Source organism: Nitrosomonas eutropha, from assembly GCF_003201195.1.
GTDB classification, from domain to species: Bacteria; Pseudomonadota; Gammaproteobacteria; order Burkholderiales; family Nitrosomonadaceae; genus Nitrosomonas; species Nitrosomonas eutropha.
Genome location: NZ_QICQ01000021.1, coordinates 1 through 16,228, shown reverse-complemented (window position 1 = coordinate 16,228; position 16,228 = coordinate 1). Strand labels below are relative to the sequence as shown.

At 46.6% G+C, this 16,228-nt stretch carries 10 protein-coding genes; 8 read left to right on the top strand and 2 right to left on the bottom strand.

Annotation, left to right across the window (positions count from 1 at the left end; translation table 11 throughout):
* Nucleotides 1–155 precede the first annotated feature (155 nt).
* Nucleotides 156–428 carry a helix-turn-helix domain-containing protein gene (locus tag C8R14_RS08455; RefSeq protein WP_011634159.1) on the top strand — a complete coding sequence of 91 codons (273 nt, stop codon included), beginning with the start codon at nt 156–158 and terminating at the stop codon, nt 426–428.
* A gap of 385 nt (nt 429–813) precedes the next feature.
* On the opposite strand, the gene C8R14_RS08450 is transcribed toward C8R14_RS08455, so the two are convergent.
* Complete coding sequence (locus C8R14_RS08450; protein ID WP_011634158.1) at nt 814–2,007, bottom strand: pyridoxal phosphate-dependent aminotransferase; 1,194 nt, start codon at nt 2,005–2,007, stop codon at nt 814–816.
* 78 nt (nt 2,008–2,085) lie between these two features.
* Here C8R14_RS08450 and uvrB point away from each other — a divergent pair, with 78 nt between their 5' ends.
* From uvrB to C8R14_RS08415, 7 genes are all read left to right on the top strand, one after another.
* Nucleotides 2,086–4,185, top strand: coding sequence for an excinuclease ABC subunit UvrB (gene uvrB / locus C8R14_RS08445; protein ID WP_011634157.1), 2,100 nt, complete (start codon nt 2,086–2,088; stop codon nt 4,183–4,185).
* A 195-nt stretch (nt 4,186–4,380) separates the two neighbouring features.
* Nucleotides 4,381–5,310: a carbohydrate kinase family protein gene (locus tag C8R14_RS08440; protein ID WP_011634156.1), complete on the top strand. Its 930-nt coding sequence runs from the start codon at nt 4,381–4,383 to the stop codon at nt 5,308–5,310.
* A gap of 10 nt (nt 5,311–5,320) precedes the next feature.
* Nucleotides 5,321–7,459 (top strand): HAD-IIB family hydrolase, encoded by a 2,139-nt coding sequence (locus C8R14_RS08435; RefSeq protein WP_011634155.1) that lies wholly within the window; start codon nt 5,321–5,323, stop codon nt 7,457–7,459.
* Between the two features lie 10 nt (nt 7,460–7,469).
* Entirely contained in the window at nt 7,470–9,854 is a 2,385-nt protein-coding gene (locus C8R14_RS08430) for a sucrose synthase (RefSeq protein WP_011634154.1), read from the top strand.
* A 418-nt stretch (nt 9,855–10,272) separates the two neighbouring features.
* The gene (locus C8R14_RS08425; protein ID WP_049753095.1) at nt 10,273–11,385 is read left to right on the top strand and encodes an endonuclease domain-containing protein; all 1,113 of its coding nucleotides are present in this window, start codon (nt 10,273–10,275) and stop codon (nt 11,383–11,385) included.
* A complete protein-coding gene (locus tag C8R14_RS08420) occupies nt 11,318–12,373 on the top strand; it encodes a hypothetical protein (protein WP_082211249.1) in 1,056 nt (351 codons plus the stop codon). The genes C8R14_RS08425 and C8R14_RS08420 overlap by 68 nt, the downstream gene beginning before the upstream one ends.
* A gap of 1 nt (nt 12,374) precedes the next feature.
* The gene (locus tag C8R14_RS08415) at nt 12,375–15,560 is read left to right on the top strand and encodes an AAA family ATPase (protein ID WP_011634151.1); all 3,186 of its coding nucleotides are present in this window, start codon (nt 12,375–12,377) and stop codon (nt 15,558–15,560) included.
* Nucleotides 15,561–15,874: 314 nt separating this feature from the next.
* On the opposite strand, the gene C8R14_RS14400 is transcribed toward C8R14_RS08415, so the two are convergent.
* Nucleotides 15,875–16,009, bottom strand: a complete 135-nt coding sequence (locus C8R14_RS14400; protein ID WP_160803634.1) for an IS3 family transposase — start codon at nt 16,007–16,009, stop codon at nt 15,875–15,877.
* Nucleotides 16,010–16,228 lie beyond the last annotated feature (219 nt).

Genomic DNA, 16,228 nt, shown 5'->3' with positions numbered 1-16,228 from the left:
TTATGCTTATTAATCTATCTATATATACTTACGAAGACCGAGGCATTCAGGGAAAATACTGCTTTGTAGCGAATTAAGCCTTAAAAATAGCGTTTATAACCGCTCACAAATGACAGCAATAAAAATAAGCCTCGATAAAATTGGAGTGAAGTTTTATGGACTATGAAAAATATAAGCGCCTACCCCGATCGCACTACACCTTGCTTGAGGCCAGCCGTGAAAAGAAAACAACCAATACAAAGATCCTCGCACAGCACCTCAATCGATCTCCGGCAACCATTCGAACCCAGTTCCAGAGAATCCTGGCGTTTCTTCAGGTTCACTGCAGATATGAAGCACTGCGTAAAGCAGAGGAGAAAGGTTTGATCAGGCAGAATAGACGTCTTCCCTCTGCCTGCAAAGAAGAGAGTAGCTCACCGCAAGCCTAGGAGATGAATCTGAAAAGCCCTCATCAACTACAGTAAGCTACGCTTACCAGAGATGACCCAAAGAAGATAAGATTTTTTAGTGGAGACTGTAAAATTTATCGACAGCCAGTTGCTGGTATGATCTTAAAAAAAAAGCACGTAATATTTCACCAAAATCAGGTTGGTGACGCCCTCCAGAAATTGGCAAAAATCAGTACCAACACCCTGACAGGCTCAGCCAACGGCAGTATGAAATTCAGAAAACAGAAAATGTAAGGCAAGAAATAGCAGAGAGTGTCGAATTTTTTTACAGCAATCCGCACTGGTTACTACGCATCACTCTCCGCTCATCTTGCAATGGCCTGATCAAAACAGGTATCACTCAAAATAGGGGTCAAGAAGCGGATCAGCTCAGCAAACTGGCGATACGCTTGACAGCCTCCCTGAGATTTTCCATGGAAGTCGCAAACGATAACCGCATATAGCCCTCACAGCCAAAGGCTGACCCTGGCACAACAGCCACTTCAGCCTGTTCCAGCAAATAACTGCAAAAAGCAACGTCACTGCTGTCCTGCAACACTTGTTGGGATTGCAACTGCTTAATTGCCTGCCTTGCATCCGCAAAAGCATAAAATGCCCCTTCGGATAATAAACAGTGAATACCCGTTATGGAATTCAGCGCATCTGTCAGAAACTGATTGCGTTCCTTAAAAGCCTCCACCATTGGAATCATGCAGGATTGATCACCATTTAATGCAGCTTCTGCTGCCATTTGAGCAATAGAGTTCGGGTTGGATGTACTTTGTGATTGAATATTTTCCATTGCGGTTATGATTGCTGCCGGCCCACCGCAATAGCCAATTCGCCAGCCGGTCATGGCATAAGCTTTGGAAACGCCATTGAGGACAACGGTGCGTGCTTTCAGATCAGGGCAAGCGTTCAGGATATTGACGAACTTATCACTGGTCAGGAGGATATGTTCATACATATCATCGGTAGCGATCAGAATTTCCGGATGTTTACGTAATACTGCCCCTAATGCCTGTAATTCTTCCTGACCGTATACACTGCCGGAAGGGTTGCCTGGGCTGTTGAGAATAAACATGCGGGTTCTGGGTGTTATCGCTTTCTCAAGCTGATCGGCTGATATTTTGAATTTTTCTTCGATCCCGGTATTAATAAAAACAGGTTTTCCTTGTGCAATCAAGACCATATCCGGATAGGAAACCCAGTATGGCGCCGGGATGATAACCTCGTCACCCGGGTCAATTGTAGCCAGTATCAAGTTGAAAAAACTTTGTTTTCCTCCGCTGGAGACCAAGATCTCTCCGGCAGTAAAATCCAGGGAATTTTCCCGTTTGAACTTCGAGATAATCGCCTGCTTTAAAGATGCAGTACCACCCACAGCCGTATACTTTGTAAAACCATTCCGGATTGCCGTAATCGCTGCATCCTTGATATGCAACGGCGTATCGAAATCCGGCTCACCTGCACCCAGACCAATAATATTTTTTCCTTCCGCCTTGAGCCTGGCTGCTTTGGCAGTCACTGCCAGGGTGGGCGAAGGTTTGATAGCCTGAACGCGTTGCGAGAGTTTCACGAGACAGCTCCTGATGTATGTGATTTGCGCATGTTAGAATCAAAAAATAATTAAATTTCGAGTACAGCGATCAAACTTGTGATTATTACCTTTCCGGACAGTCCTTACAAGCTCAATCAGGCATTTCAGCCTGCGGGTGATCAACCGGATGCCATCCGCAAGTTGGTGGATGGAATAGAATCAGGCTTGTCATTCCAGACGTTGTTAGGCGTAACCGGATCCGGAAAAACGTTCACCATCGCCAATATGATTGCGCAACTCGGGCGCCCGGCCATCATCATGGCCCCGAACAAGACGCTGGCCGCGCAGCTCTATGCTGAAATGCGTGAATTCTTTCCAGAAAATGCAGTTGAGTATTTTGTCTCCTACTATGATTATTACCAGCCTGAAGCCTATGTTCCCTCCCGCGATCTGTTCATCGAAAAGGATTCCAGTATTAACGAACATATCGAACAGATGCGCCTCTCTGCTACAAAATCCCTACTGGAACGGGAAGACACCATCATTGTAGCAAGCGTATCCTGCATTTACGGCATTGGTGATCCCGTTGATTATCACGGTATGATTCTACATGTGCGTGAGCATGAAAAAATCACGCAACGCGACATCATCCAGCGGTTGGCAGACATGCAATACCAGCGTAACGAATTCGAGTTTGCGCGTGGCACCTTTCGTGTACGTGGCGACGTGCTGGATATCTTCCCGGCAGAGAACTCTGAAACCGCACTACGCATTTCCCTGTTTGATGATGAGGTGGAAAGCATAGCGCTGTTTGATCCGCTCACCGGACATACCCGGCAGAAAGTTTCGCGCTATACGGTTTACCCTTCCAGTCATTACGTCACTCCGCGCAGCACCACCCTGCGCGCAATCGAAACCATCAAAACCGAACTTGCCGAACGACTCAATCATCTTCACGAAAATCATAAGCTGGTGGAAGCTCAGCGCCTGGAACAACGTACCCGTTTCGATCTGGAAATGTTAAATGAATTGGGTTTCTGCAAAGGAATTGAGAACTACTCGCGCCATTTGTCAGGTCGCTTACCCGGGGATCCACCGCCAACACTCATTGATTACCTGCCGGGTAACGCATTGATGATTATTGATGAGAGCCATGTTACCGTGCCTCAAGTTGGCGGAATGTACAAAGGTGATCGTTCAAGAAAGGAAAACCTGGTGGCTTACGGATTTCGCCTGCCTTCCGCATTGGACAACCGGCCGCTCAGGTTTGAGGAATTTGAAAAACTGATGCCTCAAACTATTTTCGTTTCCGCCACACCGGCAGATTATGAAATACAGCACAGCGGCCAGATTGTTGAACAGGTTGTACGACCAACCGGGCTGGTGGATCCGGTAATCATCATCCGTCCGGTAGCCACCCAGGTGGACGACCTGATGTCTGAAGTCTCAATGCGTACCAAACAAGGCGAGCGAACATTGATCACCACCCTGACCAAGCGCATGGCGGAAGATCTGACCGATTATTTTTCTGATCACGGCATCCGGGTACGTTATCTACATTCCGATATTGATACCGTTGAGCGAGTTGAAATTATTCGTGATCTGCGCCTGGGAAAATTTGACGTCCTGGTCGGAATCAATCTGTTACGGGAGGGACTGGATATTCCAGAAGCTTCACTGGTTGGCATACTGGATGCCGATAAAGAAGGTTTCCTGCGTTCAGAACGCTCATTGATCCAGACCATGGGACGCGCCGCCCGACATATCAATGGAACCGTCATTCTTTATGCTGACAGGATTACCAATTCGATGCGGCGCGCCATTGATGAAACTGAACGGCGACGTAACAAACAGAAGCTGTTCAATCAGCAGAACGATATTACGCCACGCGGTGTCAGCAAGCGGATCAAGGATTTGATTGATGGTGTTTACGACAGCAAAGATGCGGCAGAACATCAGAAAGTCGCACAAATCCAGGCACACTACGCTGCCATGGATGAAACACAACTTGCAAAAGAAATTCAACGGTTGGAAAAAGCCATGCTGACGGCCGCAAAAAGCATGGAATTTGAACAGGCAGCCCAGTATCGTGATGAAATAAAAAATCTTAAAAACAAGCTGTTTATCGGTATGATTGATCCCACTGAAATTGGGGACATACTGCAGCCAGCGATTAAAAAATCCGGAAAAAAATCCGGGAAGCGTCTCCAAATCTGATTGATTCCCTCTCCTGTAGGTTTTGCATAGATCGTTCATCCATGTCAAAATAAAAAGGAACGCTCGGCTGGAAACAGGGTTTTCCGGCAATCTCATTTCCTTGCTTACAACCAGCACACACTTCTTCGGACAAAAAATTTGTCCGCATTATTTCCGGGAGTGACCAGCCATCACTGACAGGAGTTTCGATAGAATATGCCTGCCGATCATTGTGATATATCTATAAAGAACGTAATTCTGTTTGGCGAAGTATTGGCAGATATCTTTCCTGATGGCCCGGTAATGGGAGGAGCTCCCTTCAATGTGGGATATCACCTACAAGCTTTCGGCTTGCACCCGGTCTTGGTAACGCGTACAGGAAACGATCCTCTTCGCCAGAAATTGATCAAGCTGATGAATAATGCCGGGATGTCTACAATCGGTGTCCAGTGTGATTCACACTATCCCACTGGACAAGTTCAGGTTAAACCTGGTGAAAACGGTCATGAGTTTAAAATCCTTGCAGATCAGGCCTACGATTTCATTGATCCACATGTTGCCGGTGATACTGCCTCGACTGCCAAACCCGAGCTGGTGTATTTTGGAACATTAGCACAACGCAACCCGGTATCCGGCGTAGCGCTGGAAGAAGTATTACGACGCACTCCACAAGCCTCTCGTCTGCTTGATATCAATTTAAGAGAACCCTGGTATCGCCCGGAAACCATCCAATATTCACTGACCCAGGCGGATCATGTGAAAGTCAATGAAGACGAACTAGCTGAATTATCCGGCTTATTAGCTTTCCAAGCCAGTGATGCTCGCGACACCGCGTTACGCCTGATAGAAAACTTCCAGCTAAAAACCCTGCTGGTGACACGTGGAGCCAATGGCGCATGGCTGCTTGATCAGGCTAACAATTATACTGAAATACTCGGTATCGCCAATGTGCCGATCGTTGATACCGTTGGTGCGGGAGATGGTTTTTGCGCAGTCTTCATCCTCGGATTACTGTTTGACTGGCCAAATGTACTAACACTGGAACGTGCAAACCGGTTTGCTGCCGCCCTATGCGGGATACGTGGCGCCACACCGGAATCAGCCGGATTTTATGATGTTTTTCTCAAGAATTGGAACCTGCTATGATAATAAAACGATGTTAGATCAAAAACTTTACATTCTGATGATCAGTGTACATGGCCTGATACGCGGTCATGATATGGAGCTGGGGCACGATGCGGATACCGGCGGACAGATCACCTATGTTGTCGAACTGGCGCGCGCATTGGGACGCAACAGTAATATTGCCCAGGTTGATCTGCTAACGCGCCAGATTGAAGATTCAAAAATCTCCCCTGATTATGCAACCCATATCGAAAAACTCGGGCCAAACGCGCAGATCGTTCGATTACCCTGCGGCCCCCGTAAATATCTGCGTAAAGAGTTGTTGTGGCCACACCTGGACCAGATGGTGGATCGCTGTCTGCACTATCTGCGCCAACAAGGACGTTTGCCCGATTTAATCCATACGCATTATGCAGATGCCGGCTATGTCGGCCTGCATTTATCCAATCTGCTGGGCATTCCACAAATACATACAGGCCATTCGCTTGGTCGCCCCAAACGGGAACGTCTGCTTGCCGCCGGCCGTAAAGAGCAGACAATCGAACGACAATTCAATCTATCGCAACGCATCGCGGCTGAAGAAGAAACACTGGTCCACGCTTCATTGATCGTCACCAGCACCTCGCAGGAAATAGAAGATCAATATGGCATGTATAAAAATACTGATCCGCGCCACTGCCGAGTTATTCCGCCAGGAACTGATACCTCGCGTTTCTCACCACCTGGGCGCAAGCTTATTGACCCCAACACACAAACAGGCGTAGATCGATTTCTAAGCAACCCCAAGAAACCGATGATTCTGGCTATTTCCCGTCCGGACACACGCAAGAATCTCGATGGACTGATAGAGGCATACGGCTCAGATCAATCCCTGCAGGATATCGCCAACCTGGTAATCGTTGCCGGCTCCCGTGAAGATATTCGTATGATGGAAACATCGCAGCGCGAAGTCATGAATGATTTATTGCTTGATATTGATCGTTATGATTTGTGGGGCAAGGTTGCGATCCCCAAGCACTTCACAGCAGAAGACATACCGGAACTTTACCGCTTGGCTGTTCGCAGACGTGGTATCTTTATCAACCCCGCCCTGACTGAACCCTTCGGGCTTACCCTGATTGAAGCTGCAGCCAGTGGCCTGCCCATTATTGCGCCGGAAGATGGTGGTCCGCGTGACATCATCGCCAATTGCCGCAATGGATTACTCGTCAACACACTGAACCATACAGAAATTGCTAACGCGTTGAAAGAAGCGTTATCCGACAGGAAACGCTGGCGCGACTGGTCCAGAAATGGCATAACCAATGTCAGGCGCCACTACACCTGGGATGCCCATGTCACAAAATATGTAAGGGAAGTCAATAAATTATTGCGTAAGGCGCGTAAACGTCTACGCCGCCAGTCCGCAGCTACGCTGTATCCTGATTGGGCACCTATTCCATTGGCGAGAAAAATAATCATCAGCGATATCGACAACACCCTGCTTGGTGATGAGCAGGGGCTAGCAGAATTGCTGCAATGGCTACGAGCACATGCCGATACCGTCTCATTCGGGGTGGCTACCGGAAGATCGCTCGAAAGCGCGGTAAAAATTCTCAAAAAATGGCATGTACCAATGCCCGACGTCCTGATCACCTCGGTCGGCAGCGAAATCAATTACTGGCCATCCTTGCGGCCAGATCAGGGCTGGAGTAATCACATCCGCCACCAATGGCGACGAGAAGCGCTGGCTGAAGCACTGCAGGCCATCCCGGGATTAACGCTTCAACCCCCGGAAAATCAGCGTGAATTCAAACTGAGTTATTTGGTTGCTCCCGAACAAATGCCTCCACTCGAACAGCTATACCAATATCTCCATCAGCAAAATCTACATGCCAAATTGATCTATTCACACGAAACATTTCTGGATGTGCTACCGACGCGGGCTTCTAAAGGTCTGGCTGTGCGTTATCTAGCCTATAAATGGGGATTATCATTGCAAAATTTTCTGATAGCCGGGGACTCCGGCAACGATGAAGAAATGTTGGTAGGCGATACACTGGGTGTAGTGGTGGGGAACCACAGCCCGGAGTTGGAGCCATTACGCGGACTAGAGCAGATGTACTTTGCGAGCAATACCTATGCCCGTGGAATCTTGGAAGGGCTGGAGCATTACAATTTTGCACAATAAGGATTTCGCCATGACCACGATCGACACATTTACCACTTGCACCCTACAGAATAGGGATGCTGTTTATACGTTATTACGGCGCTATTTCTCAACGAATCGCCCCTTGCTCCTGCAATCCGATCTGCGAGATGAATTGCTACAGCTGGAAAAAGATTGCGAGCGGTCCGATATGCTTCATGAATTTGTATTCCATCTACAGGAAGGCGTCTTCTCTTCACCTTGGGCATATTTTGTACTTCGACCCGGAATTGCCGAATTGGAATTCGTACGTATGCATCAGGAACACCTGATGCCGGAAAAGATAACCATCAATGAATTTCTCGGGTTCAAGGAAACAGTCACCAAAGGTGAAGCGATTGAATCTATTCTAGAGGTCGATTTCGGACCATTCAACCGGGCATTTCCCAAATTGAGGGAATCTCGCTCAATTGGGCAAGGAGTTATCTTCCTCAACCGCCAGTTATCCAGTGAAATGTTCACCCGTATCGAGGCAGGCAGTACCCGATTGCTGCACTTTTTAGGCGTCCATACTATCGACGGACAACAACTGATGTTCACCAGCAATTCACACAATATCAATATGGTGCGCAGCCAGTTGCGGCAGGCGCTGGAAATGCTGGAAGCAGTGGATGGTACGACGCCCTGGGCCGAACTGTCCTCAGACATGAGCAAAATCGGATTCGCACCAGGCTGGGGACATAACGCCGCCCGGGTGGCTGAAACCATGAATATGCTGATGGATATTTTGGAAGCACCCTCCCCTTCTGCACTCGAAGCATTTCTGGCACGTATTCCCATGATCTCTCGTCTATTGATTCTTTCCCCGCATGGTTATTTCGGCCAGGATAATGTGCTCGGACTGCCTGATACCGGTGGTCAGGTTGTCTATATTCTCGATCAGGTACGCGCACTCGAACAGGAAATGCGCGACCGACTGCAACTACAAGGCGTGCAGGTCGAACCCAAAATACTGATTGTCACCCGTCTGATTCCTGATGCGGGTGACACCACTTGCAATCAAAGGTTGGAAAAGGTCAGTGGCTGTACTAATACCTGGATTTTGCGCGTTCCATTTCGTAAAAAAAATGGGGAAATTATTCCTCAATGGATCTCACGCTTTGAGATATGGCCTCATCTCGAGACATTTGCCCTCGATGTTGAACGAGAGGCGCTAGCGGAACTGGGTAGACGTCCCGATCTCATCATTGGAAATTACTCGGATGGCAATCTGGTCGCCACCCTGCTCAGCAGAAGACTGGGCGTCACACAGTGCAACATCGCACACGCTCTGGAAAAAACCAAATATCTGCATTCGGATATTTACTGGCAGGAAAACGAGGACAAATACCATTTTTCCTGCCAATATACGGCAGATCTTCTGGCCATGAACGCCGCTGACTTCATCGTGACAAGCACCTATCAGGAAATCGCCGGGACACGGGAAGCAGAAGGCCAGTACGAAAGTTACCGGGCTTTCTCCATGCCTGGACTTTATCGGGTCATTAACGGAATTGATCTATTCGACCCAAAATTTAATATCGTTTCCCCAGGCGCCGATGCAGAAGTTTATTTCCCCTATACCGATCAGTCCAGGCGTCTGCACAGCCTGATCCCCGAAATTGAGTCCATGCTCTTCGACAATACTGCGAACTTTCCAGCCCGAGGTATTTTACAAGACTCGGATAAGCCTTTGATCTTCACCATGGCGCGCCTGGATCGTATCAAAAACATCACCGGCCTGGTTGAATCATACGGCGCCTCACAGCGCTTACGCTCACTTGCCAATCTTGTCATAGTGGGAGGAAAAATAGATCCGCAGCACTCATCTGACCATGAAGAACAAGAGCAAATACACCAGATGCATCATTTGATGGACGAATACAAGCTCGATCCGCAGGTTCGTTGGCTAGGTATGCGCCTTGACAAAAATCTGGCAGGTGAGCTTTATCGCTATATTGCCGACAAGCGCGGCATATTCGTGCAACCCGCCTTGTTCGAGGCCTTCGGCCTGACTATCATTGAAGCCATGGCATCCGGTCTGCCGACTTTCGCCACCCGCTATGGCGGGCCGCTGGAAATCATCCAGCACAATCGTTCTGGTTTTCATATCGATCCCAATCAAGGTACAGCTACTGCTGATCTGATCGCAGATTTTCTCGAAAAGAGCCATGAAAAACCGCTGGAATGGGAACGTCTCTCGCAAGGCGCACTTGCACGCGTTGCTAGCCGCTACACCTGGAAACTATATGCAGAGCGCATGATGACGCTATCGCGTATATACAGCTTCTGGAAATTCGTCAGTGGGCTTGAGCGAGAAGAAACCGATCTCTACCTCAATATGTTCTACCACCTGCAATTCCGGCCATTGGCGAATAGGCTGGCCGGTGATGCTTGATTAAGGATCAGTCTGTACAACTTCCGCACCATCATTGTGACTACGAATGTAATGAAGTAGGAAACACCCTATAAAGTCTATTTTATCAAATACTTATATGGATCGCACGTTGCTACGTTCCTTACGATAACGAGATTTTGCAGGGGTTCCTCAAGACATCCTCAAAAATACTCATTTAGTTGCCGTTTCTCAATCATCTGTTTATCAAGAACAAGAGAAAATGATGAAACGCACATTTCAATCCACGCAGACTGATTCTCAAGTTTCTCCACAAACTTATCTCACCATACATTCGCTAAGACGTAGCCAAGGCACTCCGGTCTTAACGGTCCTGACAGGCACTTTGAATGACACCCGGGGAATATGGTGCCGTTGGATACAACAAGAAAGTAGAAATACAGTCATCTGGTCGCCCGGAATGGCTAAATCACTTTCGATCAGCTGGATAGAGACGCTACTTGCAAGCGCCGACCTGCAGCACCAATTGCTACTGTATCTAGCGCAGGTTAATCGGTGTACCACGGAAGAAATCTTCCTTGCGCTGAAAAATAAATCGAGTGATGAATTGGAGATTTTCCAACAGCAGTTACCCATTCAGCTCTCTACACAAGAATCGTTACTCCTAAGCTGGTTTTTGACACAAATCGCCTTGTCCTGTGAATTGACACCTGATTTAGCGTCAAATCTGGCACAGGCCATGAAATTGGAAGATGGCGAAAATCTAGCGCAAGGTATCATGGCTTTTACCAAATTATTGCCAGTGGAAATTTTACCCGGCTTACTGATGGAAGTGACTGATGATGAATTATTACGATCTCCATTCATTCGCATGCTGGCGCAGATTGCAGAGCGCCTACCGGAAATGCCAATTGCATTAGCAGCCATACCTGCACACTTCGAAAACTACTGTACAAAAGCACCTGAATCAAGAATAAAGGCTATGTTACGGCTAGGTATTATCAAAGCACAGTCCTATTCAGATTCTCACTACACCTTACCCGACAAGACAGACCAGATTCTTCGGCAATGTAATGCACCGACGCAATTGTATGAGGAAGCGCAATCATTGCTCCGCTTGATCGTTGAGAAGAAAGATGATTCTTCTGTTGCTCGCAGTCAGGCCGAGCAATTTTTATTTCACATACTAGAATGGGTACCGGAAACACGTGGCGTATTCAAGTTAAATGTCAAAATGCCGTTTAAATTTGGGAAGCGACTAATGGAGATTGATCTGTTTTCCATTTCTGACCAAATAGCCTTGGAAATAGATGGCTATTATCATTTTCAGGATCCGGAATCCTGGCGCCGGGATCGGCGCAAGGATCTTGTATTACAAATGCATGACATACTTGTTTTACGCTTCCTGGCAGAAGATATCGTTTCCCAACTGGATGAAATTCTTGATAACGTTTACCAAGCATTACAGCACCGACGAAATAAAAAATTAAACCAGAAAATCAATGATGAGTGCAACTGGATATCTGACACTTCAAGAGCTGATTCCAATTCGATTCCTGGCTTGTTCAGCTAACGGATTGACAATCAGTGAGGTAAAAAAATCATTAACCCCTGTTTTCCATCAAGCGCCCTCAAGTAATGAATGGCTACAAACATTGCAGCAACTAACCGAACATGGGCTATTAAAAAAAACAGGTAAGTCACGATTTCAAATCACGGTTGCAGGGCGGGAACAAGCACTGCAAAAATTGGACCTACCATCCTTACCCCTGACATTACGTTGGCTGACATTGAGAAACTGCTATCTCATTGCTGCTCTGTTGGGATTACCTGCTCCGATCAATGAACGTGATCGCCTAGCTATTACAAGTGCTGATGGCCTTCGGGCAGCTATTTTGGCCAATGCCTTTAAACTTACTACCAGCGCCTATTCTTCTCTGATCAAAGTTAGAGATAACCTGCTCTGGCAACAATTAGCCCAACCTGCTGACAGTGCAAATCTACAATGTAAATTAGCGGCATCCAATATCACACATGCGAAGCCTTTTACGGCAGGCTCGGTTGCGGCCCTGCTTCTAAGTGGCATATTAGGAACCGAGCGTGAATTATCCTGGGATAGTGCATTAAAACAACTGGCTGCAAAAGCTGCAGGTGCACGACGTATCAGTCCAGAAGAACTGCGACTAGCAATTCTCAGAACGGCTACACAACCTTTACAGCAACCTGAGATATTAGAAAAACAACCTCCACAGCAGCCTGAACCATTGAATCTGGAACACTTCGCTAACCAGGTAAATCAATCTGCCAGACGCTGCCAAACGGGTAAATTTGGTGATAACAAACTATTTATCTCGCACGTTTGGCACCAAATAGAGCGTGAGGGTAATACATTTGGGCTGGATCTGAATGAGTTCAAATACTACCTGATACTGGCCAATAACAAGGGGTTAGTCAACCTAAGCCGTGCAGATCTTCCTTATGCTATGGATCAAGATGCCGTCTCGTTGTCAGAAACTCTTTATCTAAACTCGACTTTCCATTTTATACGTTTGAAACCATAAGATGTCTGGAACCCCACAAAAAGAATATCTACAGATTTTTCGTTCCCGCGTAAAGGAAGATATTTTCCATTCCATTACGCATCACAATCAGATTTGGCAACCTGATCCTTATGATATTGAAAGCATCCACCAGGAAAGCCGTGAGTGCTTTGAACGGTTATTGAATCGTGTAAGTAACTGTGAGCAAACAGACTCGGGGCGCATCATGCTGTTGCTGGGAGAGTCTGGAGCTGGAAAAACCCATCTCATGCGAGCTTTCCGTAATTACACGCATGAAAAGTCACTGGGGTATTTTGCCTACATGCAAATGACTTCTTCTATTTCAAATTATGCGAGCTATGCGCTTCATTACACGATAGATTCTCTCGACAAACCGTATTGTGCAATTAATGGCAGCACGACGGGATTGATGCACTTATCCAATGCATTAATTGAAAGACGACAGATTGTTTCACAACATGCCATTGAGCAACTGCGCAATGGTGAATTGAACCATGACGAGTTGAGTGAGCTGATTTCCAAAATCACCGATGCCATTCTGAATAAAGAAGGGGAGCAATTCCGGCACGTTGATCTTGATTTAATTCGCGTACTCCTCTATCTACAGCACGACGAACCCGCTATTCATGCCAGAGTTCGTAAGTATCTTCGCTGCGAAAATATGTCGGAATACGATTGCAAAATACTTGGCAATCTCACACCGCGTGTTCAGGAAGATGCTCCGGATCGTCTGTTACAAGCTTTAGCACATTTGATGATGGCAATCAATAAAGGAGCTTTTGTCATTTGTCTTGATCAATTGGAAGATATTCATCCTGCAGAAGATGTCGAAATAAAATTCCGGCGTGCCATGGAAACAATGACCAGGCTGGCTGAAATACCGAATGTGTTCGTTGTGATAGCTTGCCTGGACGACGTATACATTTTGCTAAGAAATAGTTTACCTCAATCCCAAATTGATCGAATAGAACGTGATCCCGATACGATTACACTCTGCGGGGAGCGCAGCAAAGCAGAAATACGCGAAATAATTAGCATAAGGTTAGAAGCTCTCTACGATAGCCAGGGAATCTACTCCAGTTCAGGGGAATCTATTTTTCCTTTCCAGGATGAGACACCTACGCTGTTGGCCGGGATGAAAACACGCCAAATCATTGACTGGTGCCGCCAGGAACGTGAATATTCAATCCGCACGGGTAATCTTCCGCGATTACCCGACAAAAACAGAGACACACCACCACAAACAGAAGAGAGTGATAAAAAAATCATCCAGCCATTAGAACAGCTATGGAATGATCATTTAGCTTATCCGCATGCTGTACCCGAAAATGAGGATGAAATGTTGCAGTTACTCGGACGCGGGATTGAGCATTGCGCCGTTGAATTCAATCATTCGCTCAAATGTAGTATTGTGCAACGAGATGATTTTCTGGATATAGACATTCAAAATTCTGCGGAGAATATTGCCTATTGGTCAACCATAGGTTTATGCCAAAAACCTTCACAAGGAGGTGCACTGGCAAGACAAATCAATAAACTACAAACAGCGGCAAGCGGACGCACGGCGATCGCTATCCGCTCTATCGAGTTTCCCGCTAATCCAAAAACCCAGATTGCCATCCAACTGGGTAAATTCGTAGCAGATGGTGGTAAAAAAGTGCTGATCCCGGATGCTGACTGGCGCACGATGGTAGCCATGGAATCATTCCGTAAACAATACGCAGAACGATCTGACTTCAAGAGTTGGCTGCAAAAGGCACAGCCATTGCTCAGCTTGCCTTCAATTCAGCAAATTCTGGATCTTGAAATGACTCTGAAAAGATCCGAAACCTCCTCCGTTCCAGAAAATGCACAGCCACCAGTTCCTCCTGCTCTTGTGAACGTGCAACTATTGGCCCCAGATACCTCACAGCTGAAAATAGGTATGACTCAAGGCTATCAACCCTCCTTTTACAAAGTCGATATTTCTCAATTCGTGCGTCACGCTGCTTTTTTGGGCAGTTCCGGGAGCGGCAAAACAACTCTGGCCTTGAATATCATCGAACAATTACTGCTGCAAGGCATTCCGGCAATTCTTCTGGATAGAAAGGGTGATCTTTGCAGCTATGCAAAAGACGAAGCATGGCGTAGCCCTGTCGCAGATCCAATGCGCGCTCAAATGCGCAAGGATTTACGAAATAAAATTGAAGTGGTCGTTTACACACCTGGCGTTATTGAAGGACAAGGCCGTCCTTTAAGCATACCTATCGTACCTAAAGGATTGGAGAATTTATCATCTGGGGAATGTGATCAGCTGGCCAACCATGCAGCCTTCTCTCTAGGAAGAATTATGGGCTATAAAGATCACGGCCAGGATAAAGCTCGAATCATCATTCTCGGGAAGGCAATTTCCATCCTGGGCCAATTGAACAAGGGCCGTGTATTGACAATTGATCATCTGCTGGATTTTATTGACAAAGATGATCCGCTATTACTCAATGCAATTGGAAGACTCGACTCCAAGTTGTCTAAAAAACTAGTGCAGGATTTACAAACTCTGGCATTGGGACATGGAAGCCTGTTTTCCCGATCAGGAGAATTACTGAATACCGAAAACTTATTCGGCCATTCGAACGGGAAAACCCAGCTAAGTATCATCAACACCAGCAATCTAGGCAACAATGACAACGTATTGTTCTGGGTATCGCAGCTATTACTGGATATTGGCCGTTTCGCAGCAAAATCGCCGAGTGATAAACTGCAAGGCGTCATTTTGCTCGACGAAGCAGATCTTTATTTGCCCGCCCAATCCAAGCCAGCTACCAAAGAGCCATTGGAAAATCTGCTCAGACGCGCCCGCTCGGCTGGAATTGGATTGATGCTTGCAACCCAAAGCCCGGGCGATCTGGATTATCGATCACGTGATCAGATCTCTACATGGTTTATCGGGTGCATCAAAGAAAAAACTGCATTAGATAAATTGAAACCCATGTTAAGTGAAGCGAAAACGGATGTTTCCAGTAAACTAGCCCATCAATCAACTGGGGAATTTTACGCCATTCATAATGGAGAAGTAAGCAGTATCAAGGCAGACCTTTCTCTCGTGCAGGCCGAACAAGTATCAGCACATGAAATTTTAAAGCTAGCCGGTAAGAAAAAAGATAATCGTATTTCAGCCTTTTTTCAAAATGTGTTTACAAGCTCCTGATTCTGTTCTAGCGCGCATTTAAAAGTTTTTTCTGAACAATACCTGTCTCGTGTCTGCTGATCCAGACGCAGAAATTTTTGAAAGCACCATCGAAAGCACTTACCAACACGACAAATTCAGTTAAAACCAGCACACCGTGGGACTAAACATCTAAGAATATTCTTGAGATAGTCGGTGCTGCTATTGCACTGGTAGCGCTGGCTTACACTGCTTACAGCGTGGGCATAAGTCGAAAGATCTCGCGGGCAGAATTCTGGCTCGAATTGCGAGATCATTTCTCAAGGTGTTCTGGTCAAGTAAACCTGGACACATTATTAAGTACTTTTTTCAAACTCCTGCGGAGTCATATTTCCCAAAGTGGTATGCAATCTGCGTGAGTTGTAATACACCATATAGGCTTGCACATCCTGAATGGCATCTTCTCTTGTTTGATAGAGGACACCAGTCAACCATTCTCGCTTCAAGCTGCTGAAGAAGCGCTCTGTAGGTGCGTTTACCTATCACTTTACCCTGGTGGTTAATGACTACACCAACATGTGTATCTAAATGGGTATCAACGCCAAGAATAACTTCATTCTGAATCAATGTGCCGTCCATATTTTATACTCCTCAGTCAAGATTGGCGCATTACCAACCCCACTTACCGGACAGGACACTCACGGTGCAAT

Bases quoted from the DNA above. Each gene is read 5' to 3' on its own strand.
- C8R14_RS08455 (WP_011634159.1), top strand. From the start codon at position 156: ATGGACTATGAAAAATATAAGCGCCTACCCCGATCGCACTACACCTTG.
- C8R14_RS08440 (WP_011634156.1), top strand. From the start codon at position 4,381: ATGCCTGCCGATCATTGTGATATATCTATAAAGAACGTAATTCTGTTT.
- C8R14_RS08435 (WP_011634155.1), top strand. From the start codon at position 5,321: ATGTTAGATCAAAAACTTTACATTCTGATGATCAGTGTACATGGCCTG.
- C8R14_RS08430 (WP_011634154.1), top strand. From the start codon at position 7,470: ATGACCACGATCGACACATTTACCACTTGCACCCTACAGAATAGGGAT.
- C8R14_RS08425 (WP_049753095.1), top strand. From the start codon at position 10,273: ATGGCTAAATCACTTTCGATCAGCTGGATAGAGACGCTACTTGCAAGC.
- C8R14_RS08420 (WP_082211249.1), top strand. From the start codon at position 11,318: ATGAGTGCAACTGGATATCTGACACTTCAAGAGCTGATTCCAATTCGA.
- C8R14_RS08415 (WP_011634151.1), top strand. From the start codon at position 12,375: ATGTCTGGAACCCCACAAAAAGAATATCTACAGATTTTTCGTTCCCGC.